Genomic DNA, 25,528 nt, shown 5'->3' with positions numbered 1-25,528 from the left:
TTATTATATCATATTAACGCGCTGCCGTGGTAAAATAAGGACTTTCTAAACAGTCTGAGTTTTTCCATCTATTTTGCGAAAAGAGGCCGTAAGCGGAAATTTTACTGTAGTTTTTCCACTTAGTCTCAGAAACGGCCTATTGCTTAACCTGATAACATTGGGGCGGACTGCCTGATACTCTTTTGATGATAGGGTAGATTGGTATCGTATTTTTAGGGAGGCGTGGTCATGGTAAGAAAAATCGTTATGCTCGCTTTCGCTATTTTGCTTGCCTCGGGCGGAGAGATGGGATCAACTACGGCTCGCGCGGCTGAGGCTGAGAACGGACTTGTCTACTATGTCGATGCTGCGCTTGGAAGCGATGCGAACACCGGTGCGCTGGAACAGCCGTTTCGGACGATCGAACGGGCAAGAGACGCTTTGAGGGAGCTGAAAACACAAGGCGGCGGGCTTTCCGGTCCGGCTACGGTTTACATAAGGGGAGGCACTTATACGCTCGCGGAGCCGCTCTTGTTTACGGCGGACGATTCGGGAACGGCGTCGGCTCCGATCACCTATGCGGCTTACCCTGGGGAGAAGCCGGTTATCAGCGGCGGAAAAAAGATAAGCGGCTTCACGGAAGCCGGGAACGGCATGTGGATGGCCGAAGTGCCTGAAGCTGCCTCAGGGGAATTGTATTTCGAGCAGCTGTGGGTCAACGGCAAATGGGCGGTCAGGGCCAAAACGCCGAATGCGGGCTATCATTACGTGGACGAAAATGCCGGCTTGCGTAAGGATCCGGCTACGGGGGAGACGATCGATTTTTCGCAAACGGCGTTTATTCCGAACGACCCGCAGGACGCCGAGTCGCTATCCGGTCTTTCGCAGCAGGAATTGAACGATGTTTCCGTTCATGTCTATTCCAACTGGCTGACGGCTACCCGAAGAGTCGATTGGGTAAACCCGGCGGACAGCATAATCGGACTCAGCGGCGATACGTATTTCATGCCGGCGCCGATTCCGCCTTTTACCCGGTATACGATGGAGAACTTTATGGGAGCGCTCGATGTAGGCGGCGAATGGTTCTTGAAGAGAACCGGGCAGCTGTATTATATGCCGCGCGCAGGGGAAACGATGGTGACTGCGGAAGTCGTCGCCCCTATACTCGACAAGCTAATGATCGTGCAAGGGGATCCGGCGGCCGGAAACTATGCGGAGCATCTTTCATTCAAGGGGCTGGCTTTTGCTCATACAAAACATGTGACGCCGGAAGACGGCTACAAATACGGCCAAGCGGCTTCATCGATCGGTACGCCGCTGCCGGCGGTTATTCAATTTAAAGGCGCTCGCAGTGTAACTTTCGAAGGCAACGAAGTATTCAACATCGCGAATTACGGGCTCAGCGTGGAAAAGGGCTCAAGCGATGTGGACATTGTCGGCAACTACATGCATGATCTTGGCGCGGGGGGCGTTCGCGTAGGCGAGACGGTAAATCCCGCTCCTCCCGAACCGAACAAGGTGCATCACATCACGGTGGACAACAACATTATTCGGGCCGGCGGCCGTCTGCATCCGGAAGGGGTCGGCATTCTGATCGGCCAAGCGAGTGACAGTACCGTCTCGCATAACGATATTTCAGATCTGTATTACAGCGGCATTTCCGCCGGCTGGTCGTGGGTATCGAATGAGACGGACACGCTGCGCAACGTAATCGAATGGAATCATATCCATCATATCGGACAGATGGTTATGGACGATCTCGGCGGCATTTATGCGGTAGGAGACGGAACGGGCTCGATCATCCGCAATAACGTGATCCACGATATTACCAGGTACGATCATACCGCGGCAGGCTTGTACAATGACAATGCGACGACGGGGTATACGCTGGAAAACAATCTTGTCTACGACGTTCAAGATTACGGTTATTTGAACGGGTATGCTCGAAACATCATGCTGCGCAACAACATTTTTGCCTATACAGGCACCTACGGGATTAACAATCTGGCCGATTCGTTCAACGATCCGATTCTAGGCGCCAATATTCGCAGCAGCTTTACGATCGAGCGCAATTTGATTCATTTTGCGGAAGGAAAACCGTTTTCCGCTATTCTAACGGAACCCTATACGCATACGCTTAGTGGCAACGCTTATATCAACGAAACGGGCAATCCCAATGCGTTCGACCAGTCGTCGCTTAATCAGCTGAAGCAGCGATACGGCGACACGACATCGGTATTGCTTGAGGAATCTCCGTTTACGGATGCCGCAGGCAGAAATTTCACGCTGAAGAATGGGGAGACATTCCCTGCCGTGACAGGCTTCGTTCCGTTCGATGTTTCGACTGCGGGCGTTTACGGAGACAGCGAATGGATCGATTTGGCATCCGACTATTCGTATCAGGTACCGGTTAGAGCTCCGCTTCCGCAGAAAAGGCCGCAGCTGTTCACGGACGATTTCGAATCGACTCCAGCGGACGGTCCGATGCAGCGCATGACTTCCTATTGGACAAACGGCGCTTCGTTCATTAAGGTCATATCGGGGGAGCAGGCCAAGAGCGGCAGTCAAAGTCTGAAAATTCAGGAATTTTCAGACGCCGTCGGCTATAATTTCTGGCCGATGATTACGCTGGCACCTTATCATTATGACGGCATCAGCACGATGGAAATGGACTTGATGATCGATGCCGGAACCGGCCTCGAACTCGAGTTCGGCGACCGGTCGGAGACGGGCAATCAGCATCATACGATGGGCTTGCAGATCGTGGGCGGCGAGTTGTTCGGCGGAGACATTTATACGCCTTCGAAGCGAACCAAGCTGATGGATTTGCCGGTCGGACAGTGGATTCATCTCAAAGTGTCGATCGGCGTGGGGGCGGATTATACGCAGCAATATGAAGTCGCCGTGACGCTCGATGGGGAGCAGACGCCGCATGTTTTCACCGGCTTGCCTTCCTATGCCGACGTTTTCCCGATCTTCAGCTACTTCGGCATGTACTCCATTGCAGACGGAGTTGACACGTCGACGTACATCGACAACTTCTCGATGAGCAATGAGTCTTCCGAGGCACCGAAGCTGATGCTTGCGGCACCCGCATCCGTCAAGAGCGGGCAAAGCTTTGCCGTCACGACGCAACTGCAGCCGGGATCGCAGCAGGCAACTGCGCTCGATATAACTTTCGAATACGATCTGGACACGGTTGCTTTCGTATCAGCCGAGTCGCTTATTCCCGGCGTAGCGCTTGTGGAGACGAAAACCGGCGAAGCGGGCAAAGTCCGCGTCATCATGGCTAGCGAAGGTTTGACGCATGCGATAACGGAAGCCGCGGACGTACTGAAGTTGAATTTTAAGGCGAAGAAGCGGACGGATGGTGCAGGCACGACCGTTCAGTCGACGAAAGCCGTTGTTTCCAATGAACGCGGTACGGAGAAAAACGTACAGACAGCTTCGGTTGCGATCCAAATCCAGCAAGGTAACGGTAATGGCAGCGGTAATGGCCATGGAAACGGTAACGGTAATGGCAATGGAAACGGCCATGGTAACGGTAACGGCAATGGCAGTGGAAACGGCCATGGTAACGGTAACGGCAATGGCAATGGAAACGGCCATGGTAACGGTAACGGCAATGGTAATAGTAACGGCAATGGTTATGGTAACGGTAACGGCAATGGAAATGGAAATGGCCACGGCAATGGCAAATAGGGAGACGGGGGTGAGAAGGATGATCCGAAAAGTCATGGCGATCGCGGTATCATTCGCAGTTGTGCTTGGACCGGTCGTTTCAGGCGCCGCATACGCGGAGGAGTCGGGAATAATCGTGATTGACGACGGCTTCGAGACGACGGAGCTTGGCAATCCGATGGCGAACAGTACCGTGTACGGCACTGGAATCGAGGTAAGCGACGAGCAGGCGAAGGACGGCGGCAAAAGCTTGCGTATCCGAGAGGTGACGGGAGATTCGTGGCTGCCGGCAATGATTTTGTCATTGAACCATACGAGCGGGAAAAGCAAGCTTTCGATGGATATGCGCGTCGACGCCGATACAAGTCTGGAATTTGAGCTCGGCGACCGCACGGCCGGTCAGCCGAATCAGCATGCGGCAGGTTTGCTGATCAAGGAAGGAGCCCTGTTCGGAGGACCGGTATACGGAACGCCGGTCAAGCTCACGGATCTGCCGTTAAACCAATGGTTCCATCTGGAGGTCGTAATTAAAGTCGGCCCCGACTTCGTCAAGAAATATGATGTCACCGTCACCGTGGAAGGGCAGGCGCCGGTTACCGGCCAGTTCAATTCCTATGCGCAAATTTTCCCGGCCTTTACTTACATCGGCATTTATTCAAACGCAACGCAATCGGGCGCGACCGCCTACATCGATAATTTTCGCGCGGTCAACGAACCTATCGCCGAGCCTGCGCCGGTTACGAAGCTATCGGGCGAGGCCTCCATCCGTATCGAGAAGCCGTTCACGGTTATGTACGGGCTGGAGCAAGTGACGACGGGGATCGCCGAACAAGAAATTACGTTCGAATTTAATCCGCAGCAGCTGGAATTCGTATCGGCCGCTTCGCTTCACGAAGGGATCGCGCTCGCCGAACCGGTCATGGATGCGCCGGGCAAAGTTCGAATCGGAATGACCAGTACCGATACGGTGCAAGGGATCGGCAGCGATCCGAAAATCGCGGCCCTCACATTCAGGGCGAAGAGTTTAACGCAGTCCGCTTTTGCGAAGGTGTCGGTTTCCAAGGCCGATATGACGGATATCGCAGGAACCGCCAAGAGCGGGGAGCGGTCTTCCTATAATATCGAGATTATCGCCGAAGCCCCTGCGGATGTAAACCGGGACGGGAAAGTATCGATCGCCGATTTGGGAACGTTGACCGCTCACTTCGGCAAAAACAGCTCAAGCGCGGATTGGCACAGAGTAAAGCTGTATGACATTAACGAAGACGGCGGCATTGACATCGCCGATTATCGAGCGGTTGCGAGCGCTATGTAGTCAATGAAGCAATGGCAGACTTCCTAAGGTGAGGGAACCGTATGATTCGGTATTATGCTGATGCTGCGCATGGCGAGGACTGGAATAACGCATGGAAAATGCTCCGTTCAAACGATGACGAAAGCCGGGGAGGCGCTTGAAATGTCGCAATGCAGGGAAATGCTGTCGCCGGAACAAGTCTGGGAAGGTTATGACCCGAGAGCGGAGCCGCTGGAAATCGAGCTTTTGAAGCAGTGGACGGAAAGCGGGATTTCCTTTAAAGAAATGTATTTTACGGGGAAAGCGGCCGGCTCAACCAAAACCCGGATTTATGCTGTTTACAGCGCTCCGGAAGGAGGGAAACTGCTGCCTGGCATCCTGCACGTTCATGGAGGAGGGCAAACGGCCAACCTTGATATCCTGCGATATTGGAATGAACGCGGTTATGCGGCTTTATCCTTTAATTGGGGTGGCAGACGGCCAGACGGCCAGCCCTACACGTTATGGGGCGAGGAGCTCGCGCACGCGAACCAAATGGAATCGGCCGTAGGCGATCGGATGATGGCAACGTTTCCGAACGTACGCGCATCCTCTTGGTACGAATGGGCCGTGGCCGGCCGGCGGGCGTTGACCTTGCTGGAAGCGCAGCCGGAGGTCGATCCCGGAAAGCTGGGCGCGTTCGGCGTATCGATGGGCGGAACGCTGCTGTGGACGCTGGCCGCGACGGATACGCGCATACACGCAAGCTGCGCGATCTATGGGCTCGGCTGGCACACGTTCAAAGAGGAGTTCCGTTTGGCGACGGGGGTGCAGCCGGATTATTCCGATGACGACGTTCGCATCTGGCGGGCCGGCATGGAGCCGGAAGTTTATGCGCCGTTTATTCGCACCCCTATGCTGTTTGTGAGCGCGTCGAACGATTTCTACGGCAAAATGGACCGCGCGTTCGATATCCTTTCCGCTTTGCCGGAGCGGACGCCGCGAAGCGCGGCTTTCACACCGGGCTTTAACCATTATGTTCACTCGGAACAAGCGGAAAATGTTGCAATATGGATGGATACGTGGCTAAAGGGAGGAGAGCGATGGCCCAGGATGCCTGAAGTATCTATACGGCACGATGCGGCGGAGGGGAATGTCGAGCTCGTCATTCGTCCCGATCCCGGATGCACGCAGCCCGTAACCCGGGTTGAGGCGTATTGCTCTCTTGGCAATCCGCATGCGGTATCCCGGCATTGGCGGCCGCTTGTCCCGACCGAGCTCGGTTCGGAGTGGAGGGCGTCCCTTCAAGACGCTGCGGGTTACGGCGGAACGGTGTATGCATATGCGAATGTGTTCTATGCATCCGGCATTTGTTTATCCAGCAAATTGCTGACAACGTCGCAGGAGGCTGATCGTGCCGGTATCGGCACAGGAGCCGCGAATGAGGATACGGATGCTGTTGAGGGTAATGATTTGAGCGGCGCGGATGAATTCGGTTGTTCGTCGATCCGTCGATCCGGTCTCATTTATGACGGCAGGGACGGTTTAGACGGCTGGGTGACGAACAGCCCGAATGCCGATCCGTTCCCTCACCGCTACAGCCCGATAACGGCTGCCGTGAGCGAAGACGGCGTGAAAGGGTTCCGGCCGGCCCCTATGCTTTCTCCCCTTACGTATCGGTTGGGAGACCCTGCCTACAGGGGAAGGACAGGCGAGATGCTTCGCTTTCAGCTGCTGAGCCGAAAAGCCGCCGATTTTACGGTTATTGTCCAGCAGCTTCATTTTCCGTCGCATAGCCGCAATTATGAATGTTCTGTCTCTATTGACGGCAGGGGAGAGTGGCAAATCTTTTCCCTTACGCCGGAATCCTTCCGGCATGAGGAGAGCGGCGAAACGCTCACGGGATGGGCGGACGTCAACTATTTGGAGCTTCGCATGCCGGAGGACGGCTGGCCGGACGAAGCCTTATTGTTTGCGAATTTTGAATGGGTACGAATTTAAGCGATATTTCAAAAGGAGAGAAACATAAGATGAATAAAATCAGAATGGGTATTATCGGCTGCGGAGGAATCGCCAATTCGGGCCATGCCAAAGGACTCGTCATGTTAAATGATATTATGACCGTCAGCGTCACCTGCGACCGCAATCTGGAGCGGGCGGAGCATATGGCAGGGCTTGTACATGCGGAGAAAGCGGTGACGGACTACCGCGATATGTGGGACGACGTGGATGCCGTGCTGATCGCATTGCCCCACGATTTGCACTACGAAATTGGGCTGGCGTGTTTAAAAGCCGGCAAGCACGTGCTGATGGAGAAGCCGCTCGCGAATACGGAAGAGGAGTGCGAGGAGCTGATCCGTACGGCGGAAGCGGTGGATCGCGTGCTAATGACGGCATATCCGGTTCCGTTCTGGCCGGTCATCGAGAAAATGAAGGAGTTGATCGACAGCAAGGCGTACGGCGACATTTTCCAAATGTCGATTTGGACCGAGCAATTGACGTTTCTGGAGCCGGGGAATTGGGGCAGCACGGCGAAACGGTTGGGCGGCGGCCAGTTTTTCAGCCATGGCTGTCATTACGTCGATTTGATGCTGCGTTTTCTCGGGAACCCAGTCAAGGGCGTGCACATGGGGACGAACCTGGGGACCCCGTGGATGGAGATGGAAGGAACGAGCAACGTAACGATCGAGTTCGAAAACGGCGTGATGGGATACCACTTCGGCACATGGGGCGCGCGCGGCTCCCGTCTCGGTTACAGCATCCATGCCCACTGTACGGAAGGAATGCTGGAAATGCATCTGGGCGAAGGCAAGCTGTACGCGCATTCGAACATGAAGCGGGAGCAAGGCGATCTGGAGACAGGTTCGAACTGCGAGGTGCTGATGGAAATCGAAGAGCCTGGCAAAATGACGCAGCATGAGACGCGGCATTTCCTCGAGTGCATTACGAGCGGCAAACGTCCGATCGTCGACGGGCCCCGGAGCATTCAGGGCTTGCGGGTTATATGGCGGTTGTACGAAGCCGAGCAAAATAATACGATCGCCGATTTGCGCGGTCTCGGCTTGGACGAAGAATGGGACAATCCGGCGCTTCGGACGAATTTCCAGATCGTTTAGGCAGCGGGTGCGGTTGCCGAATCCGAACGGATATGCGTAAAAACCTTCGAAAATGCCCATGTTCTGCCGAGCGCAACTCCAATATAAAAAAACAGCAGGGGGATTTTCGCGAAATCGATAAGAAAGGAAGCTGTTGCTGCATATGAAATCGGCATATCGGAGCGTTAAAGAAGAAGGTTATCTCATCATTCCCGAGATATTCAGAGGAAATGAACTGACGCGGCTGAAGAGCGCCTGCGACGGCGTATTGGAGCGGTTTACGGAGGAGCATGACCGGGAAAAGCCGCAAACGGACTTTATGGCCGTGCGAAATATTCACGATCCGAAGTGGTTTGACGAAGGCAACCGCGAACAGAAGAATGCGATTTTGGAGTTGATTGCCGATCCCCGCTGCGTAGGCACGGTTGAGCAGATTCTTGGCGGACCGTCGCTGTTTCGCAGTATTAGCTACATGGTCAATCCGCGGTACAGCTCCGAGGACGGCAATTGGCACCGCGATACGCAGTTTATGGTTAAGGACGATGAGGAAGAGCGGGCGATGATCCGTAAATTCCGCAGCGCCGAACATGTCTCCGGCGTCCATCTTCAAATTGCGCTGGTCGATAACGACGACATCGAGTATGTCCCGTTTTCGGCCAATCGTTACGACTCTCCCGACGAAGCTTATATTCGCCTGGACGATAATAAGAGCCACTGCCGCGAAGACGGGATGCCGAATGCGCTGCGCATTGCGCTGAAAGCGGGAGACGGATTGATTTTCGATCCGGTCGGGCATCACCGCGGCCGCTACCATAAAGAGATTCCTAGGCGAACGCTGCATATCACTTACTCTTCGGTCAACTATCCGCTGCACGACGAGTTCGCCGTGCAGCCGTGGTTCGACGAACCGGATTACTTGTCGGGGCTTTCGCAGAGAACGGCGGGGTATTACCGGCACTACGCGGATGTCTATCGCAGGAACTGGTCTTAAAGGGTATCCCGTCTCCGCTTCGGAAGCTTACTATCGTTTTTAAGTCATATATTTGCGAGGAGAACTTTGCATGAGAACCATCAAACGAGCCGTACACATCGATTTTCATACGATGCCGGACATTCCCGACTTTGCGGCCAATTTCGATGCGAAGGCATTCGCCAAGACGCTCAAGGATGCGCGCGTGGAGTATGTGAACGTTTTTGCCAAGTGTAATATCGGCTTCGCCTACTATCCGACGGACATCGGCGTTATGCATCCGCATCTTGACTTCGATATGTTCGGACAAACCGTGGAGGAGTGCCGCAAAGCCGGAATCGGCGTAACCGCCTATTTCAACATCGGCCTTGACCATGAGATGGCCCGCAAACATCGGGAATGGACAATCGTGAACAAGGAAGGCCAGATCATTTACGATGACAGGACCGCGAACTTTTTTCGCAATATGTGCTTTCATTCCGGCTACCGGGACTATGCGCTCGGCATGATCCGCGAGGTGGCGGAGCGGTATCCGGTGGAAGGTTTTTTCCTGGATTGCATGGTCATTAATCCGTGTCACGGCAACGAGTGTTTGGAAGCCGTACGCGATAGAGGAAGGGATCCGCTCAATGACGAGCATGTATTGGCGTTCGCTAAAGAAGCGCTGCTCGATTTCTCCAGGGAAGTGAAGAAGATCGTCGGCCCCGACAAGTTTCTTTATTTGAACGGCTTGGAGCCGGCGGATACGGAAGGCTTGCGCACGCACATTGAAATCGAATGCTTGCCAAGCGGGTGGAGCTACGATTTTTTCCCGGCTCAAGTCGCGTATGCGCGGAATTTGGGGCAGCAAGTGTTCTATATGACAGGAAGATTTAATGTTAATTGGGGCGACTTCGGCGGCTTGAAAAGCAAAGCGTCGCTGCTTAACGACTGCTGGGACGCGCTTAGCAACGGCGTGCCTACGTCTATCGGCGATCACATGCATCCGCGCGACGGCTTGGATCCGGCGGTGTACAAAGTGATCGGCGAAATTTACGAGGAGCTTGAGCGCTGCGAGCCATGGACGGACGGCGTTCGCGCGGTTGCGGATATCGGCATTTTAACGCTGGCGGGCGGCAAGCTGGACGAATGTCATAACGGCGCGGTGCGTATGCTGGGCGAGCTTAAGATGACCTATGACATCATAAACGAGAGCCACGATCTATCCAAGTACAAAGTGATCATCCTGCCGGACAATGTGCGGATTACGCCCGTACTGGGTCCGAAGCTGAAGGCATACATCGCCGCAGGCGGAGGCGTAATCAGCTCGGGGCATTCCGGCTTGAATCCGGAAGGCACGGACTTCGCGCTTCCTGAATGGAACATGGCTTACGAGGGCGAAGATCCGTGGAACAGCTCGTACTTCCGCATGCTGGAGGATACCGGGGGAGAAATGCCGGAGATGTTGTGCGGGATTTATAAACAGGGGATTTTGCTTCAGGCGAAAGAAGGCATGAAAGAGGTTGCGGAGTACTGGCAGCCCTACTTCAACCGGGAATGGAACGGCTTCCACGGTTCGTTCTACACGCCCCCGGATCAATATGCGGGACGTCCTGCAGTGGCGAGGTCGGGCAATATCATCCAATTTTGCTTCCCGGTTTTCGGAGCCTACATGCAGTATGCCGCGAATGTCCACAAGTACATGGTAGGCTACAGCCTGAAGCAGCTGCTGCCGGACCCGCTGATCAAGTGCGAGGAGATTCCGACGACGGCGCGCGTGACGGTGACGGCGAAAGAAGATAAACGCATGGTTCATATCAAGCTGACCCATCCGGAGCCGAGAGGCAGGTATAATGTGATCGAAGACGTTCAGACGCTGGACGGCGGAGTCGTGTATTTGAAAGGCGAGAAGCCTGCAAACGTCTATATGGTACCGGGAAAAGAGCCTCTGGAATATGAGATGGCGAACGGTTATATCCGCATTCCTCTGCCAAAAGTAAAAGGATATGCCATGGTTGCCGTAGAGAAGTAAAGGCGAGGCTCCGAAGCCGATTTGTTCTAACGACATGTCGTTTGTTGTGCAGACTAGAAAATAAGGGCTGTCCTGAAGGTCTTCCGAACCTTTAAGACAGCCCTTACTTATGCTAGTTCAAATCGAAAATGATTGCCATTACTGCAATTTCCAGTCCTCGGTTCCGTCCTCGAATATCTCATAGGCATGCGGTACGGATGCTTCCATGATCGCGTCGTAATCCCAATGCGTTTCCGGAATGTCCGTCCACTTCTGCGGCACTTTGATTTTCCAAGGATGACGATCCAGAAGCAGATTGAAAATGTGGACGGCTTCATCCCGCCGAATGGCTTGATCAGGCCGGAAAGTTCCGTCCGGGTATCCGTCGAGAACGCCCTGTTTCTCTGCGGCTGCAATGGCTGTCTCCGCCCAATGCCCTTTTACGTCTTGGAAAGAACTATTCGCGGCGGGCCCCCATTTTTTCACAATGAACAGAATTTGCGCCAACTCGGCTCGGGTTACGAATTTCTCCGGTTGGAAATCCCCTTGTTCGTAGCCAAGCATCCATTTTTGCTGCGCGGCATTCATGATTTCATTATAAGCCCAATGCGATTGATCGACGTCCGTGTAGATCTTGTCCGTTGTCATACCGCTTGCAAACGGCATTGTACGGAAAAGAATCGCTGCGATTTCCGCTCTGGAAATCCCCCGCTCAGGCCGGAAGGAGCCATCGGGATATCCGTAAATGTACAATTTGTGCTCGCCGGATTCGACAACCTTCGGCTGAAGGGCGATGTCGAAACGTACAATCGATTGGCCGACGTGGATGATTCCATTCCGGATGTAGCTATCTTCGCCGTGCGTCTCATCGCGCATATCTTTTCGGCTATCGAAAGCGACATATCCGTCTTTCTCGCCCAAGATGTAGTAATCGCCTTCCGGGAATACCATCCAGGCATAATCGCCGTTCGCATCGCTTAACTGCGGGTTATGGTTCTGATTCGGCGCAAAATCCGGCAGGTTCGGCAATGCGACTTCGGTGTTAGGCTTTCTGCCCTTGGCCCGGTTAAGTTCGGTATCCGCCCAGTAAAGCGTTACTTTTACATCTTTAACTTCTTTGCCGGTAACGTTATCGGTGATCTTTCCAAAAGGATCGATGAGATCGGCAACAAGGGTCGCATTGCCGTTTTTGTCGATAATCAACTTGGCTGTGTTACCGATTAATTTTTCACCCGTCGGTGCGACGACGTTCAATAACAGCTTGTATTCTCCAGCCGGGACGCTTGGCATCGAGAAGCTTCCGTCGGACTTCATGTCGATCGTCGGTAATTGAAGATCTTTACCGTCAGCTGTAAATAATTTTCCTGTCAAGCGCAGTTGTTCGCCTACGAGCTTTGTAATTTTATCCTTGACTTCAACTCCGCCATGAGACGGATCCGTGATGATTATCGTAAAGTTCTTTGTCGGTACATAGTCAATCATCGGCGGCGAAACTGGTGCAGGTGTTTCCGGAACCGGCACAGTCGTTGTAGNGGCGAAACTGGTGCAGGTGTTTCCGGAACCGGCACAGTCGTTGTAGGAATCGATGTCCATTTCGCGTAAAGCGTAACCGGAGCCGTGATCGGCGTATTGAAATCGAAAGCTGTTGTTGGATCCAGGTTAACGCTTGTGAACCAGCCGTCAAAGGTGAAGCCGGTTTTTGCAGGTGCTGCCGGCTGCGTTGCTTTGTCGTTCTCATTCACTGTTTGCGTCGGCACAGCCGAACCGCCGTTGCTTTCGAAGGTGACGGTATGGACAATCGCTGTCCACTTCGCATAAAGCGTAACCGGAGCCGTGATCGGCGTATTGAAATCGAAAGCTGTAGCCGGATCCAGGTTGTCGTTCGCATACCAGCCGTCAAAAATGAACCCGGTTTTTGCAGGAGCCGCAGGCTGAGCAGCTTTGTCGTTCTCGTTCACAATTTGTGCCGGTACAGGCGAGCCGCCGTTGCTATTGAATATGACGGCATGAGTATTAGGCGCAATCTCCGTCCACTTGGCATAAAGCGTAACCGGAGCGGTGATCGGCGTGTTGAAATCGAAAGCTGTAGCCGGATCCAGGTTATCGTTCGTATACCAGCCGTCAAAAATGAAACCGGCTTTTGTAGGAACCGAAGGCTCCGAAGCTTTGTCGTTCTCGATTACAATCTGCGTCGGCACAGCCGAACCGCCGTAAGTGTTAAATGTAACGGTATGGGTAACCGCGGTCCATTTTGCATAAAGCGTAACCGGAGCGGTGATCGGCGTGTTGAAATCGAAAGCTGTAGCCGGATCCAGGTTATCGTTCGTATACCAGCCGTCAAAAATGAAACCGGCTTTTGTAGGAACCGAAGGCTCCGAAGCTTTGTCGTTCTCGATTACAATCTGCGTCGGCACAGCCGAACCGCCGTAAGTGTTAAATGTAACGGTATGGGTAACCGCGGTCCATTTTGCATAAAGCGTAACCGGAGCGGTGATCGGTGTGTTGAAATTGAAAGCTGTAGCCGGATCCAAGTTGCTATTTGTGAACCAGTTATCAAAAGTAAAACCGGCTTTTGTAGGAGCCGAAGGCTCAGAAGCTTTGTCGTTCTCGTTTACAATCTGCGTCGGCACAGCCGAACCGCCGTATGTGTTAAATGTAACGGTATGGGTGATCGCCGTCCATTTTGCGTAAAGCGTAACCGGAGCGGTGATCGGCGTGTTGAAATTGAAAGCAGTAGTCGGATCATTGCTGTCCGTAAGCCAGCCGTCGAAAGTGAAGCCGCTTTTCGTAGGTACCGTAGGCTCAGTAGCCTTGTCGTTCTCGTTTACCGTTTGCGTCGGAACAGCGGAACCGCCGTTGCTGACAAATGTTACGGTATGGGTAACCGGCGTCCATTTTGCGTAAAGCGTAATCGGAGCCGTGATCGATGTGTTGAAATCGAAAGCCGTTAGCGGATCCAGATTGCTGTTCGTAAACCAGCCATCGAATGTGAAGCCGCCTTTCGTAGGTACCGTAGGCTCAGAAGCTTTGTCGTTCTTGTTAACCGTTTGTACAGGTACAGCGGAACCGCCGTTGCTGACAAATGTTACGGTATGGGTAACCGGCGTCCATTTTGCGTAAAGCGTAATCGGAGCCGTGATCGGCGTGTTGAAATTGAAAGCAGTTGTCGGATCAAAGTTGCTGTCCGTAAACCAGCCGTCGAAGGTGAAGCCGGCTTTTGTAGGAGCCGTAGGCTCAGAAGCTTTGTCGTTCTCGTTCACGGTTTGCACAGGTACAGCGGAACCGCCGTTGCTGTCGAATGTAACGGTATGGGTGATCGCCGTCCATTTCGCGTAAAGCGTAATCGGAGCGGTGATCGGCGTGTTGAAATCGAAAGCTGTTGCTGGATCAAAGTTGCTGTCCGTAAACCAACCATTGAAAGTGAAGCCGCTTTTTGTAGGAGCCGTAGGCTCAGTAGCTTTGTCGTTCTCGTTCACGGTTTGCGCAGGTACAGCGGAACCGCTGTTGCTGTTGAAGGTAACGGTGTAACTATTTGTTACAGATATAGGAAGGCTGCTGCTGTTGTTAGTCAGATCGCTATCTTTCTCTGTTGAGGAGATAACAGCTTGATTCGTAATGGATGCCGGTACGCCGGCATCGGAATTAATTCTCACCGTAATGTTCATAGTAACGGATTGACCGCTACTCAATGTTCCTATTGTCCAAATTCCGGTGCTCGCATCATAATCTCCGCTCGAATCGTCGCTTACATACGTAAGCCCTGCCGGGAGCGCATCGTTAACAACTACACGGGTTGCAGGGACATTGCTCACGTTCGAAGCATTCAGGGTGTAAGTAAAAGTGGAGCCTTTGATATAAGGTCCGCTGCTCGCCGTTACAGTAATTTTCAGATCGGTCTCTAAATAGTAGCCTACATTCTGTAAAATGACAGAGCTTGCGCTTAACGTTCCAGTCTGTGTCCCGTTTCCTGTTTGCAGCGTGTATCCTGTGGGAGCAGTGGCTTTAAACGTATAGTTCCCTTGCGGGATCCCGACGATATAATAGCCGGTTGCATCCGTGGTAGTCGTATGGTCCGTGCCGTTTTTATCCTTTACGGTAACCGTAATTCCGTTCAGTCCGGGTTCGCCGGAGGAGAACTTTGTGTCTTTATTCATATCGTTAAAAATATATCCGCTCAAAGAGCCGTACTTTGTCGCGGAAACGGGCTCCACATTAAAATCTATGGTGATGGAGGTGCCGTCCGTAAAATAGGTCCAAGTGTCGATTCCGCGTTTATCGCCATAATTATTGGACCATTTATGTGCGCCATTGGCGCTGTCAACGCCTGCGGATGCGTCGACCGGATTGATTGCGTAACTGGAGCTTGATGCATTAAGGTTAATGGATGTGCCGCTCGCCGTTTTATAGTTGGATTCGTCATAGTAGATCGTAGTATGCGAATTTCCATCCGGTGCGTTAAGGAGCTCGACTTTGATGCCGTATGTATTATGCTCCGCATCCAGTAGCGGAAAGTGCACTTCTCCGGATCTTAAAATCAGCTCTGCGGTATACACTTGATCAGGCAATACATTGCCTGCAGAATCCTTTCCATCCCATAAAACTTTATTCGTCCCGGCGATGGCTACGTTTTTAATAACGCGTTTGGTGACCGGTACCGCATCTTTGGTTTTAATGGTCAGTTCATAGCTGGAAGGCTTGTCGGCTACGAAAGTAAAGGTGCCGCCATCCGCCAGATTGGTTTTGCCGGCTATCCCTGAAGCGCCTTGAAAAGCAAGTGCCGTAGGTTTGGCCGGAACCGGCGCCGTCGCTCCCGGATACAAGCTTACAGGCAAGTCGGGACTAGGCGGATTGAAAAATACATAATGGGAAATATCCGTATTCGTATCGGCTACATTGGGAAGCTGGGCCCCGACGTTTCCGGAAATAACGGATAAATTGTCGTCATTGCCGTCAGCTGTATGATACAAAGTCATATTATTTGTCAGGTCGATGAACCCCCGGTTTGCCGAGAAAAAAATAAATCCGTTAGGGTCCAGGCCGTTCATATCCGTTTTATACAAGTAGCCGTCTTTGGTGACGACATAAAATACGGAATTAAGCACTTTTTGATTAGGCTTATTTCCTCCCATATACATGGCAACATAAGATGTGAACACTCGGCCTGGTTTTTTATCTCCGTTCGCGTCAACGATCGTAATATCCCAAGCTCCAATCGTACCACCTTGATTTTGTCTAAATGAAGTGTCTGTAGTTAGAGTAGTGGAAGGCGCAGCAGTTCCGCCTTCAAACTCTACCTGATAAATACCTGTCTGTGCAATGGACACGATGTAAGGAACATAGCCGCCGTCGTCGGTTGTCAGACTAGGGCCCTTGGTTTCCTTAGCAAGGGTATCGATATAGCCGACACCGTTTTGGTCTACTTGGTAGCTGGTTTTCACTCCATTCGGGTCGGTGAAAATAATATTTTTCCCTTTCTGGCTGGAGCCCAGGTAAATCTTTTCCCCGGCTTGAGCGTACACCTTTAAATAGGTTTTCCTTTCAATTCCGGCTGTTTTATCCGTAGTGGCCCAAATAAATGGCCGATAGCCGCCGTTCGCCACCATTTCTTTGCTGCCCTCGGCCTTGGCGATGTCCGGCGGCCCTAAGATTCCGAATAAGACGGCCCCGATGACGATCATGAAGGACAGTAACCATTTTCTGCCGATCAAAGTTGACACCTTCCCCTAAAATAATAGATTTTTTAAGACCATAGTGCTCCGTGCTTAACCCGTCCTATCGGACTTTTAGCACACGAGGGTAATTATATCGACATAATCTGAACAATTTTTGGACATTTCGACACGGAAGAGTAGGACAAATGTAATGATTTTGTAAAGGTATTCCACTTTCGGTATTTATATGTCGAATTCTACTGTAGCTTCGTACATTTTGTAATAAAATAGAAGCCATATAGGTTCATCGCGAAAACGCCCCACCGTAATAGCTGAGCCCGTTTTCCGATGGCTGTTTTGCGGCATTTGATTTTTCTGCTAGATTAGCGGCAATAAAATCGGCCTACAGCGACAGTCGCGATCAATCACATGAAAAAGAAGGCATGATCAAATTGAACGTTCCATACTATTTAGACAAAATTACGGCTTTATTCAAAGAAGAGCTTAAGGAAAATCTGATAGGCGTTTACTTGCACGGTTCATTGGCGATGGAATGTTTTCATCCAGGCAGGAGCGACATCGATTTGCTGATCATTGTGAGAAGGAAGCTGATAGCTTCCGAGCATAAGCGGGTTGCCCAAACGGCTTTGCTCCTGCATGACGAGCTGCCCAATAAGGGCGGGCTCGAATTCAGCGTATTATTAGAAGATTGCCTGAAGCCTTTCGTTCACCCTACGCCAGTCGAGTTTCATTACTCGGATTACCATCGCGAGAAATACCGAAGCGACGGGAACTATTTGTGCGGAGGTTATGAGGACCGGGACTTGGCGTCGCAGTATGCTGTTGCCTATCACCGGGGAATTGCTCTATATGGCAGACCGCTGACGGAGATGTACGAGCCTGTCGACAAACCGTTTTACTTGGATTCCATTCTTTATGACGTAGAAGGCGCCTCGACGGATATCGTCCGTAATCCAATGTATTTCGCTTTGAATTTGTGTAGAGTTCTATACTTTCTGAAAGAAGGTGCGATAGCGTCGAAAAAAGAAGGCGGCGAATGGGGCGTTCAAGCGCTACCTGCCGAATACCGGGAGCTTGTCCAAACATGCTTGTCCTACTACACAGGTGCTTCGGATAAAATGGAGTTGGATCACAGCCTGCTCTTAAGCTTTGCAGACTACATGCTGCGTGAAATCAAGCAGTTATCATAAAAAGAGATGAGAGGGCCGCGCATGGAAAACGATTGGCGTACGGAAGGTCCTCTTCACGAGCAGCCGGATGAGGAGCTGGTCCGCAAGGCGCAAGCAGGCGATCGGGACGCTTACAATGAGCTGTTTATTCGACACCGCGACCAGGCGCTCGGGTATGCCCGACGCTTGTCCAACGATCCTCATATGGCCGAGGACATCGTTCAGGAGGCTCTGATCAAAGCCTTCCTTCATTTGGGCAGCCTTTCGCACAGCGGCTTTATTCCGTGGCTGCAAACGATCGTCCGCAATCAGGCTCTGATGAGGCTGCGACGCGGCGGACCATTTGCCAAAGAACGTCCGTTTTCCGGCCTTGCTATTACGGGGGACGACCGGGCAAACGTCGATTTTTCCAATGTCGACAACGTTCTGGATTATGTCGGCAAGCGGCTGGGGGCTGCTCGAAGTCAGGAAGAAGAACCGCAAGGCATCTTACTCCGCAAAGAGATGTGGGAGTCCGTTCGAGGGCTCGTTCGGGTATTAAGCAAAAGGGAACGCAGCGTCTTCGAGGCGTTTTTTTTCGGCCAATTGTCGCCGGAGGAAATAGCGCGATTGTTTGATTTGAACAGCGCAAACGTTTATAAAATCATTTCCCGTTCCCGCCAAAAAGTCGTGCAAGAGCATTATGAGTTCAACCTTCGCGATAGTCTCCGTCACAAGCTGGAGCAGGTGGGGAGGCGGAAATGCGAGCTTGCGAAGCCGTCCATCGAAGGCTCGGATTATCCGCACCCCGATCTTACGTTTATGAACGCGTTTTCCTATTGTCTTCCGTATTGCGGTTTGACTATGACCAAGCACGAATTGGCCGGCTGGAGCCATTACGCCTTCAAGATCAGCGTATGGGACAAACGGATCGGTCCCCTTAGCATGCATGATTGGAGCACATACAAAACGAATGCCCTCCTCAATCTGGGATTCCACAGCCGGATCATGGATATTTATAATTTCGGCGTGGAAGCAACCTCCAATAAAGGGGAACTGGCATGGAAGGCCGTTCGGATGATCCGCGATTCGGTAGACGGAGGAGTGCCGGCCCTCGTATATGACGCCCTGCGCCCGGAATTTGCGCTTGTATACGGATATGACGACGAAAAGCAGCGATTTCTGGCGGCGGATACGCGGGGACACGGGGATTTGCCCTATTCGCTGATCGGGCATCGGAGAACGAACAGCATTTTTATTGCGGCGATCGACGGGCGGTTTGATTTAAGTCCTTGCGCCGGACTGGTGCGGCTTCTTCGGCTAATCGTACGTCATGCAGAAGGGAAGGAGCCGATTTTTTATTCCCAAGTGAACGGGATGCGGGCTTACGACGCTTGGGTGGAAGGGCTTCGCAGCCATACGGCCGATCCGCTCGGACATGCTTCGAACGTAAATATCCTCGCGGATGCGCGGGAATCGGCGGCGTTTTTTCTAGCGGAGCTGGGGCGGCAATGGAACGGTTGTTCAATGGATGAGGAAAATCTTAAGGTTAGAAAAAAAATCGCGGAGGCGGCCCATTGTTATGAGGAAGTGTCCGGGCTGTTTGGACAGCTTCGGGATCGGTTTCCGTTAACCGGTGCGGCAGAGCTGGATGAGGCGGGGCGGGCTTTCGCAATCCGGCTGCTGAATGAAGCGAAACAAGCCGAGGAACGCGGCGTTGCGATTATCGAAGCATTGCTCGCGGAGCTGAGCGGCGGCGATTGTCCGCAAACGGTGCCGGCCGTCGTGGAGCCGAGTCCGTTCTTTTTATTTTGAGCCTGGAGGTAGCTTGTGTCACCAAAATGCTTGTTCGAAGCCGAAGGCTTGTTTTTTCACTCAGATGCGCTGCGGCAAGCGGTTTATGCCTATAGCGAGCTTTTCGATTTCCCCGTTATTCCAGGGCTGTGCGACGGACCGATCTATGTGCTGGATCTTGCGGGCGGATTAAAACTGATCCTCGACGATTATCGGTTCGATACGCATCATTTTGACCCGAAGCCTGCTTACGTGCTGACCAGCCCGGATTTGGAGGAAGCGCTGTTTGCGGTTAAGCGCTGCAAGTTCGAAATTACGCTTCCGATCGTGAAGGGAACCGGCATGAATTTTTTCTTGTTTCGGGGGGAAGACGAGCATGTATTTGCCGTATGCGATCGCCGGCTGCCTTACCGGACTGCTGCGGATCCGTCAGGCGGGGAACGTCACGTTTTGAAGGATATTTACCTTCCCGTGCGTCACGTTGCAAAAGCCTATGAAAAATACGCCTCTATCATGCAGGGACTGGTATGCAGATATGACGAGCAGGACCCTATTCGGGCGGCTTCCTCGATACGGCTGAAGCTTGTCCCCCGCACCTTGCGTCCGCAGTGGCCGCGGTGCCGGATTCAAACGGCGGAATTGCCGCATATGCAGACCCGGCTGCGTCAAAATCCGCATTTTCGCTTAGGCGCTGCCGATGAACGCATGCTGGAAGTGTGGGATTCCGAAGGCAACGGACTGGTTTTCGAAGAGAGGCGGCATTCTTGAGTCAATAACATCGGACGATCGATTTTTGTTTTGAGAAAGTTGAGTTATTAATGTCAGATTCCGTATCTTCGCGGCATTGTACATAGTGAACCCCAAAATAGGAGGCGTGTAAAAATGACAATAGCCAAAGAGAACGTAAAAATGACCGGGCCTGCCATGGTGCTCAATGTGGCCGATTTGCCGAAAGCAGTTGAATTTTACGAGCGGGTGTTAGGCTTTGAGCGGGAGGAGGCTGGAGGGCATGTTCATATGAGCCGCGGGACGGCGGTTTTTATTTTGCATCCGGTTCCCAACCCTTCGGACGTCAGACCGAATTCTTCGGCGGAAGGCGGGCTGTATTTCGATGCTTATTGCTACACGGACGATGTGCGCTCGTTATTCGAGGAGCTTAAGGGCAGGGGAGCCGATATCGTCAGAGGCGTCGATCCGCTGGACTGGAACGAGCAATGGATCGAGTTCACGATTAAAGATCTCAATGGATATTGCATAACGTTCGGCGGTTAGCACGATCGAATGTAGAATCGATTTCCATTAAAGGAGATGTTCGAATTGGCGGATCATGCGTCACAGGAGCAAATAACAGGAAAAGCCGGCGCCCGGATCGGAAATGCGCTTCAGGTAAGATTAGTAATGGATCTGTCGCAGGCAAAAGAGTATTATCAAAATAAACTTGGTTTTTCCGTTGACGGGTGGGGACACGCGGAACGTGAAGGAGTGGGGTTTCTGCTTCAGCAAGCCGATCGTCAGGAAGACGTTCGGCCTAACGCCAAAGCGGCCGGGAGGGAGTACCCCAATAACTGGCATGGGCCGGTGTCGGGCTGGGACACCTATGCGTATTCCGATTATGACGGCGTTCAGCAGTTGTATGAGGAATTTGCCGCTAAGGGAGCCATTATCGCTTATGAGCCGCAAATCGAAGACATGGGAGCGATGAAGTGGAAGGAATTTGCGGTTAAAGATTTGGACGGCTATGTCATCGTATTTGGCGGAGGCGCGCGGTCGGGAGATTGAGAGGCGGGGATTGCTATGGATCGAATGATTTACTGGATCGGCGGCTCCGCTTGTTCCGGTAAAAGCACATTAGCCAACATGTATGCAGAAAAGCATGGGCTGGCGCTTTACTCTTGCGATGAGCATTTCGATAACCATTTGCGGAATATTTCAATTGTCGAACATCACGCGATGAATAAAGTTCGAACGATGGATCCCAATGAAGCGTTTTATACTAGAGACGTTCAAGAACAATTAAGTGTGTATATCCGATGCTTCATTGAGGATTTTGCGTTTGTCTTAAAGGACATTGCCGATGGCCCCGCCACGCCCTTGGTTGTAGAAGGCAATCAATTATTGCCGTCTTTAGTCGCTCCCCATCTTAAGCAGCATCATAAAGCGATATGGATAATCCCTGCTGAACGTTTCCAAAGGGAGCATTACAGCAAAAGGGCCTGGATTCAAGAAGTATTGCAAAAAACGGAAAATCCGGCTGCGGCCTTTCACAACTGGATGTTGCGGGATGCTCGATTTGCCGGCTTTGTCGCCCAAGAAGCGGCCGATTTAAACTTACAAGTTCTACATGTGGACGGCAGTAAAAGCTTGCTGGAAAACTATGCGTTCCTTGAAAAGCATTTTGATTCTAAATGATGGCCGTACTCCAAATTGCATCCTCGATCTTCGGCGTTTGATTCCAAGAACCGTTCAGTCCTACGGCTGAACGGTTTTTTAGTTAACTTTATGTTTGATGAAACATTTGCATCATTCGATCAGTCCATTAAAGTAGCAAATAGATAAAGGGGGAAGCGTAATGCGCAGAGCTCCGATTGTAACAAGTTTAGTAGTCCTGCTTCTGCTGTCCTCAGCTTGCCAAAATAATCAGGAAGCCGCGCCGGCGGCGGATATACCGGTGGACACGACGACGGTTCTCGCCAAATCGGACATCGATTACGACCGCAATGGCAGTAAGGAAAAGCTTACTGTCCGCATGATGTCGGGAGGATTGAAGGAAGAGAAGGAGCCCGGACCGTATACTGGCGTCTACTGGGAGGGGAAATTCCAGCTGGAGCTGGCTGCTGAGGATGGAACGCTGCTTCATACGTTGGACTTGAATTCGACATTCGGGGAAGATTCGCTCATTTTCGCTAAGAATCGCGCCTTCAACATCGCCTTCGCCGACTACAATAACGACGGTTATCCGGATTTTTCGATCGGCCAATATTTTTCTTCCAACGGTTTTACGTATAATCTGTTCTCGCTTAAGCCCGAGGGTATTGCAGTCATACATCGTGCTTTATTTACGGCCGACACCAATTATTCCATCCTCTACGAAAAAGCGGGCAACACTTCGTTCAAGAATCGTTACTATGACATGGACAAAGGGCAAATGGCGGAGACGCTGTTTACATGGCAAAACGACCGGTTCGTCCGGACGGAGTGCGAGGGCTGCGGGATGCTTCAGCCGGTCTCTACGGAGCAATGGTCGTTTTCTTCGAAAGAAATGGAGGAACGGTACGACCGGTTTGCGGAGAAAAAAGATGACGAGCTGCTTCGCGGGCTCTCGCCGCTCGACGTTTTCAAGTTCTACGTGAAGGCTTCGGAAGCGGGAGATTACGACACGCAATATGCGCTCTACATCAAGGATCCCGGTCACGAGGTACCCTCCTATAAAACGTATATCAACGATATTTCGCGCGACCAGGAAGCGCTGAACCGCTCCAAGCAAATGTGGGCGGAGCTTAAACTAAGCTATGGGCTTGCGGAAGAGATAGACGGGGACCGGGCGCTCATTCGCATTTCCAAAGGAAACGGCAATCAAGAAGAAGAGAAAGGCTTTCAGCTCGTCAAGAACAAGGACGGGATATGGAAAGCGGCATGGATGCCGATGCAGTGATTACCAGCCAACAGAGTACTTACTCAGCTTAATTTCAATTCGACTAAACTTTTGTCTGCAAAATCATGATCAAAAAGTGTTTCTATCCCCCCTTCGCCCGTTAACAAAAACGAGGCTTCCGAATGCGGAAGCCTTGTTAGGTTTTTATCGGCAGCAGCTCATCATGTAACTCAGAAGCAACCAACATTAAAACGATTGCCGTCCGGATCGTAGAAATGGAACTTTACATATCCTCTCTGAACGAAGCCGCCGAAATCGCCGGTCTGAATGCCGTTTTCGCGGAGGAACCGGTGATAAGCAAAGAAAGCGTCTCTGTTCTGAATATAGCAGCGAGGCCGGATCGGGCTATTTACATTTCCCTGGAAATAATCGGGGGAGAGCTGTTCGAGAATCCACGTGTGCGTTTTTCCCGGTTTATGATTTACGCCTAATTGCAGAAGCGCATATCCTTTGTCGAGGTGCACCACCTGGGTGCTCATTCCCACGAAGCGCCGGTACCACTCTACCGCGGCTTCCAGATTTCTTACGCCAATGCGGATCAATGAATCGTGAAAACCGCTCGCAAGCAGCGTGCGATCCTCGTGAACGGTTAATCTCGCCCCTTCGGATGTGCACCATAGGTCGAAATAAAGCTCTCCGTCAGGGCCGTTACTAATTTCAGATGTGCGTATTCCGTTCTGACGCAGCTTGGAATGGGCATGTTGGATATCTTGGGTTTTCCAGCACCATCTGACGGAGGAATTAACCGTACCCCGTTCGGCATAATGATAGGGCAACCGCTCGTCCGTAATGACCGACTCCAGCCAAACTCCGTTTCCCATATGCGTCATTTTACCGTGCAAAGCGCGCGGGTCGGGCTTCCAGTTTTCTTTTTGCTCCACTTGCCAGCCCATATGGTCCTCATACCATCGAATCGCTTCCTCATGACCGTCCCATAAAACATCGATATCCGCGCCGTCGTATAAAATAGCGGGTACTACCTGATCGATTCTTATTTCGTATGAAGCATTTTCTTGCTTAGCGGTTGCTTTTTGCATAGATCCCTGTCCTTTCAATGAATAGTAGCCGACCCGACAAATAGCTTTACGTGAAAAATCGTCCTAAGGATGCTGATTGATGAATGTAATAGTTTTCTATATCTTCCACGTCATCCCGTTTTTCTCCTGCTTATGAATCCTTAGATTTGGTCAAAGAAGACGACATCGTTTCCATTGCTATATAATGTTAATTATGTTGCGAATTCGAATTCATATGGAAAGGATGAGGCTTATGCTTCCGAGCGGCACAACGTTACCGGATCGCGTCCGTCAATGGATTGTCGATACGGTTCAACCCGAAGCAACGATTCTCTCGGTTCGGCAGCTTAAAGGAGGGGTTTCTTCTCCCGTACATGAAGTCATGCTGGAACTAAATGGAGAGGAAAAGGCCGTCGTGCTGCGCCGGTTCGACGATGCCGATTGGCTGCGGAGCCAGCCCGATCTGGCTTTGCGCGAAGCGGAAAGCTTGCGCCGGGCTTCCCGCGCCATAGGTGTGCAGACGCCGAAGCTTATTGCGTTCGAAGAAACCGAAAGCCGGTGCGGTACGCCTGCCATGCTCATGACTGGGCTGAAGGGCGAGGTCGTACTAGAGCCGCCGGATATGTCGCGGTGGCTGAACGGGATGGCAAAAGCGCTTGTGGGTATTCATGCGGTTGAGGCGGAGGATTTTCCTTGGACGTTCGAACCGTACTGCGATGCCTCCACTATGGATACGTCGTCTTGGTCGAGGTTTCCCGACGAATGGCAAACGGCAGCCGGCATCGTTACGGGGAACCGCCCGTCTTTTGCGAAACGGTTCATCCACCGCGACTATCATCCGGCAAACATCTTGTGGAGCGGCGGAGAGGTAAGCGGCGTTGTCGATTGGGTCAACGGGTGCATCGGCCCCGCAGGCATCGATGTCGGTCATTGCCGCGTCAACTTGGCGCAATTGTACGATGCAGCGATCGCTGACGAGTTTTTGGCCGCTTATCGGCACTATGCCGGGGCATCTTTTACATACGATCCTTATTGGGATCTGGTTACCCTAATCGACTTTGCCTACTGGCCGCCGGAAGTTTACGGAGGATGGACGGCCTTGGGCGTGACCGGACTAACGGATGAGATAATAGGCGAGCGGCTGGATAGCTATCTGATTAGCTTGCTGAAGCGTTTTTCCTGAGGAGCTGAACCGGTTCGGGCAAAGTTGGCTGGAATGCGCTGCATATCCGAAAACATTCCTTTATGATCGCTATCG

General features: G+C 52.1%; 17 protein-coding genes. 14 read left to right on the top strand and 3 right to left on the bottom strand.

The features are described from left to right. The first annotated feature begins 228 nt into the window (after positions 1 to 228). The 6 genes from DQG23_RS26965 to DQG23_RS26940 all read left to right on the top strand — a co-directional run bounded on the left by DQG23_RS26965 (position 229) and on the right by DQG23_RS26940 (position 11,009). A complete protein-coding gene (locus tag DQG23_RS26965) occupies positions 229 to 3,681 on the top strand; it encodes a right-handed parallel beta-helix repeat-containing protein (protein WP_113034134.1) in 3,453 nt (1,150 codons plus the stop codon). Then, the gene (locus tag DQG23_RS43480) at positions 3,569 to 4,975 is read left to right on the top strand and encodes a cohesin domain-containing protein (protein WP_337589416.1); all 1,407 of its coding nucleotides are present in this window, start codon (positions 3,569 to 3,571) and stop codon (positions 4,973 to 4,975) included. The genes DQG23_RS26965 and DQG23_RS43480 overlap by 113 nt, the downstream gene beginning before the upstream one ends. A 141-nt stretch (positions 4,976 to 5,116) precedes the next feature. Next, the gene (locus DQG23_RS26955; RefSeq protein ID WP_158560713.1) at positions 5,117 to 6,934 is read left to right on the top strand and encodes an alpha/beta hydrolase family protein; all 1,818 of its coding nucleotides are present in this window, start codon (positions 5,117 to 5,119) and stop codon (positions 6,932 to 6,934) included. Between the two features lie 29 nt (positions 6,935 to 6,963). Further along, a complete protein-coding gene (locus DQG23_RS26950; RefSeq protein ID WP_158560712.1) occupies positions 6,964 to 8,049 on the top strand; it encodes a Gfo/Idh/MocA family protein in 1,086 nt (361 codons plus the stop codon). A gap of 142 nt (positions 8,050 to 8,191) precedes the next feature. Next, positions 8,192 to 9,019: a phytanoyl-CoA dioxygenase family protein gene (locus tag DQG23_RS26945; protein ID WP_113034130.1), complete on the top strand. Its 828-nt coding sequence runs from the start codon at positions 8,192 to 8,194 to the stop codon at positions 9,017 to 9,019. A 70-nt stretch (positions 9,020 to 9,089) separates the two neighbouring features. After that, positions 9,090 to 11,009 (top strand): alpha-amylase family protein, encoded by a 1,920-nt coding sequence (locus tag DQG23_RS26940; protein WP_113034129.1) that lies wholly within the window; start codon positions 9,090 to 9,092, stop codon positions 11,007 to 11,009. Between the two features lie 138 nt (positions 11,010 to 11,147). Here the strand turns inward: DQG23_RS26940 and DQG23_RS26935 are convergent, their stop codons facing one another. Beyond that, complete coding sequence (locus tag DQG23_RS26935; protein ID WP_158560711.1) at positions 11,148 to 12,470, bottom strand: S-layer homology domain-containing protein; 1,323 nt, start codon at positions 12,468 to 12,470, stop codon at positions 11,148 to 11,150. Beyond that, positions 12,467 to 15,961: an InlB B-repeat-containing protein gene (locus DQG23_RS26930; protein WP_475113015.1), complete on the bottom strand. Its 3,495-nt coding sequence runs from the start codon at positions 15,959 to 15,961 to the stop codon at positions 12,467 to 12,469. Before DQG23_RS26930 ends, DQG23_RS26935 begins: the two co-directional genes overlap by 4 nt. Before the next feature lie 1,121 nt (positions 15,962 to 17,082). Here DQG23_RS26930 and DQG23_RS26925 point away from each other — a divergent pair. The 7 genes from DQG23_RS26925 to DQG23_RS26895 all read left to right on the top strand — a co-directional run bounded on the left by DQG23_RS26925 (position 17,083) and on the right by DQG23_RS26895 (position 23,254). Next, positions 17,083 to 17,850: an aminoglycoside adenylyltransferase domain-containing protein gene (locus DQG23_RS26925; RefSeq protein ID WP_113034126.1), complete on the top strand. Its 768-nt coding sequence runs from the start codon at positions 17,083 to 17,085 to the stop codon at positions 17,848 to 17,850. A 21-nt stretch (positions 17,851 to 17,871) separates the two neighbouring features. Then, the gene (locus DQG23_RS26920; RefSeq protein WP_158560710.1) at positions 17,872 to 19,623 is read left to right on the top strand and encodes an RNA polymerase sigma factor; all 1,752 of its coding nucleotides are present in this window, start codon (positions 17,872 to 17,874) and stop codon (positions 19,621 to 19,623) included. Positions 19,624 to 19,638: 15 nt separating this feature from the next. Next, on the top strand, positions 19,639 to 20,370 hold the full coding sequence (locus DQG23_RS26915) for a hypothetical protein (protein WP_146762391.1): 732 nt from the start codon (positions 19,639 to 19,641) through the stop codon (positions 20,368 to 20,370). 114 nt (positions 20,371 to 20,484) lie between these two features. Further along, on the top strand, positions 20,485 to 20,874 hold the full coding sequence (locus tag DQG23_RS26910; protein ID WP_113034123.1) for a VOC family protein: 390 nt from the start codon (positions 20,485 to 20,487) through the stop codon (positions 20,872 to 20,874). A 45-nt stretch (positions 20,875 to 20,919) separates the two neighbouring features. After that, a complete protein-coding gene (locus DQG23_RS26905) occupies positions 20,920 to 21,381 on the top strand; it encodes a VOC family protein (protein ID WP_113034122.1) in 462 nt (153 codons plus the stop codon). A gap of 15 nt (positions 21,382 to 21,396) precedes the next feature. After that, complete coding sequence (locus DQG23_RS26900) at positions 21,397 to 22,011, top strand: hypothetical protein (RefSeq protein ID WP_113034121.1); 615 nt, start codon at positions 21,397 to 21,399, stop codon at positions 22,009 to 22,011. A 160-nt stretch (positions 22,012 to 22,171) separates the two neighbouring features. Beyond that, positions 22,172 to 23,254, top strand: a complete 1,083-nt coding sequence (locus DQG23_RS26895; protein WP_113034120.1) for a hypothetical protein — start codon at positions 22,172 to 22,174, stop codon at positions 23,252 to 23,254. 170 nt (positions 23,255 to 23,424) lie between these two features. Here the strand turns inward: DQG23_RS26895 and DQG23_RS26890 are convergent, their stop codons facing one another. Beyond that, a complete protein-coding gene (locus tag DQG23_RS26890; protein WP_113034119.1) occupies positions 23,425 to 24,291 on the bottom strand; it encodes a hypothetical protein in 867 nt (288 codons plus the stop codon). A gap of 232 nt (positions 24,292 to 24,523) precedes the next feature. Here DQG23_RS26890 and DQG23_RS26885 point away from each other — a divergent pair, with 232 nt between their 5' ends. Then, entirely contained in the window at positions 24,524 to 25,453 is a 930-nt protein-coding gene (locus DQG23_RS26885; protein WP_113034118.1) for a phosphotransferase family protein, read from the top strand. Positions 25,454 to 25,528 lie beyond the last annotated feature (75 nt).

The organism is Paenibacillus contaminans (genome assembly GCF_003285015.1).
In the GTDB taxonomy this organism is placed as follows: Bacteria; Bacillota; Bacilli; order Paenibacillales; family NBRC-103111; genus Paenibacillus_V; species Paenibacillus_V contaminans.
The sequence above is the reverse complement of the archived record's forward strand: the minus strand, read 5'-3'. Positions and strand labels throughout refer to the sequence as shown.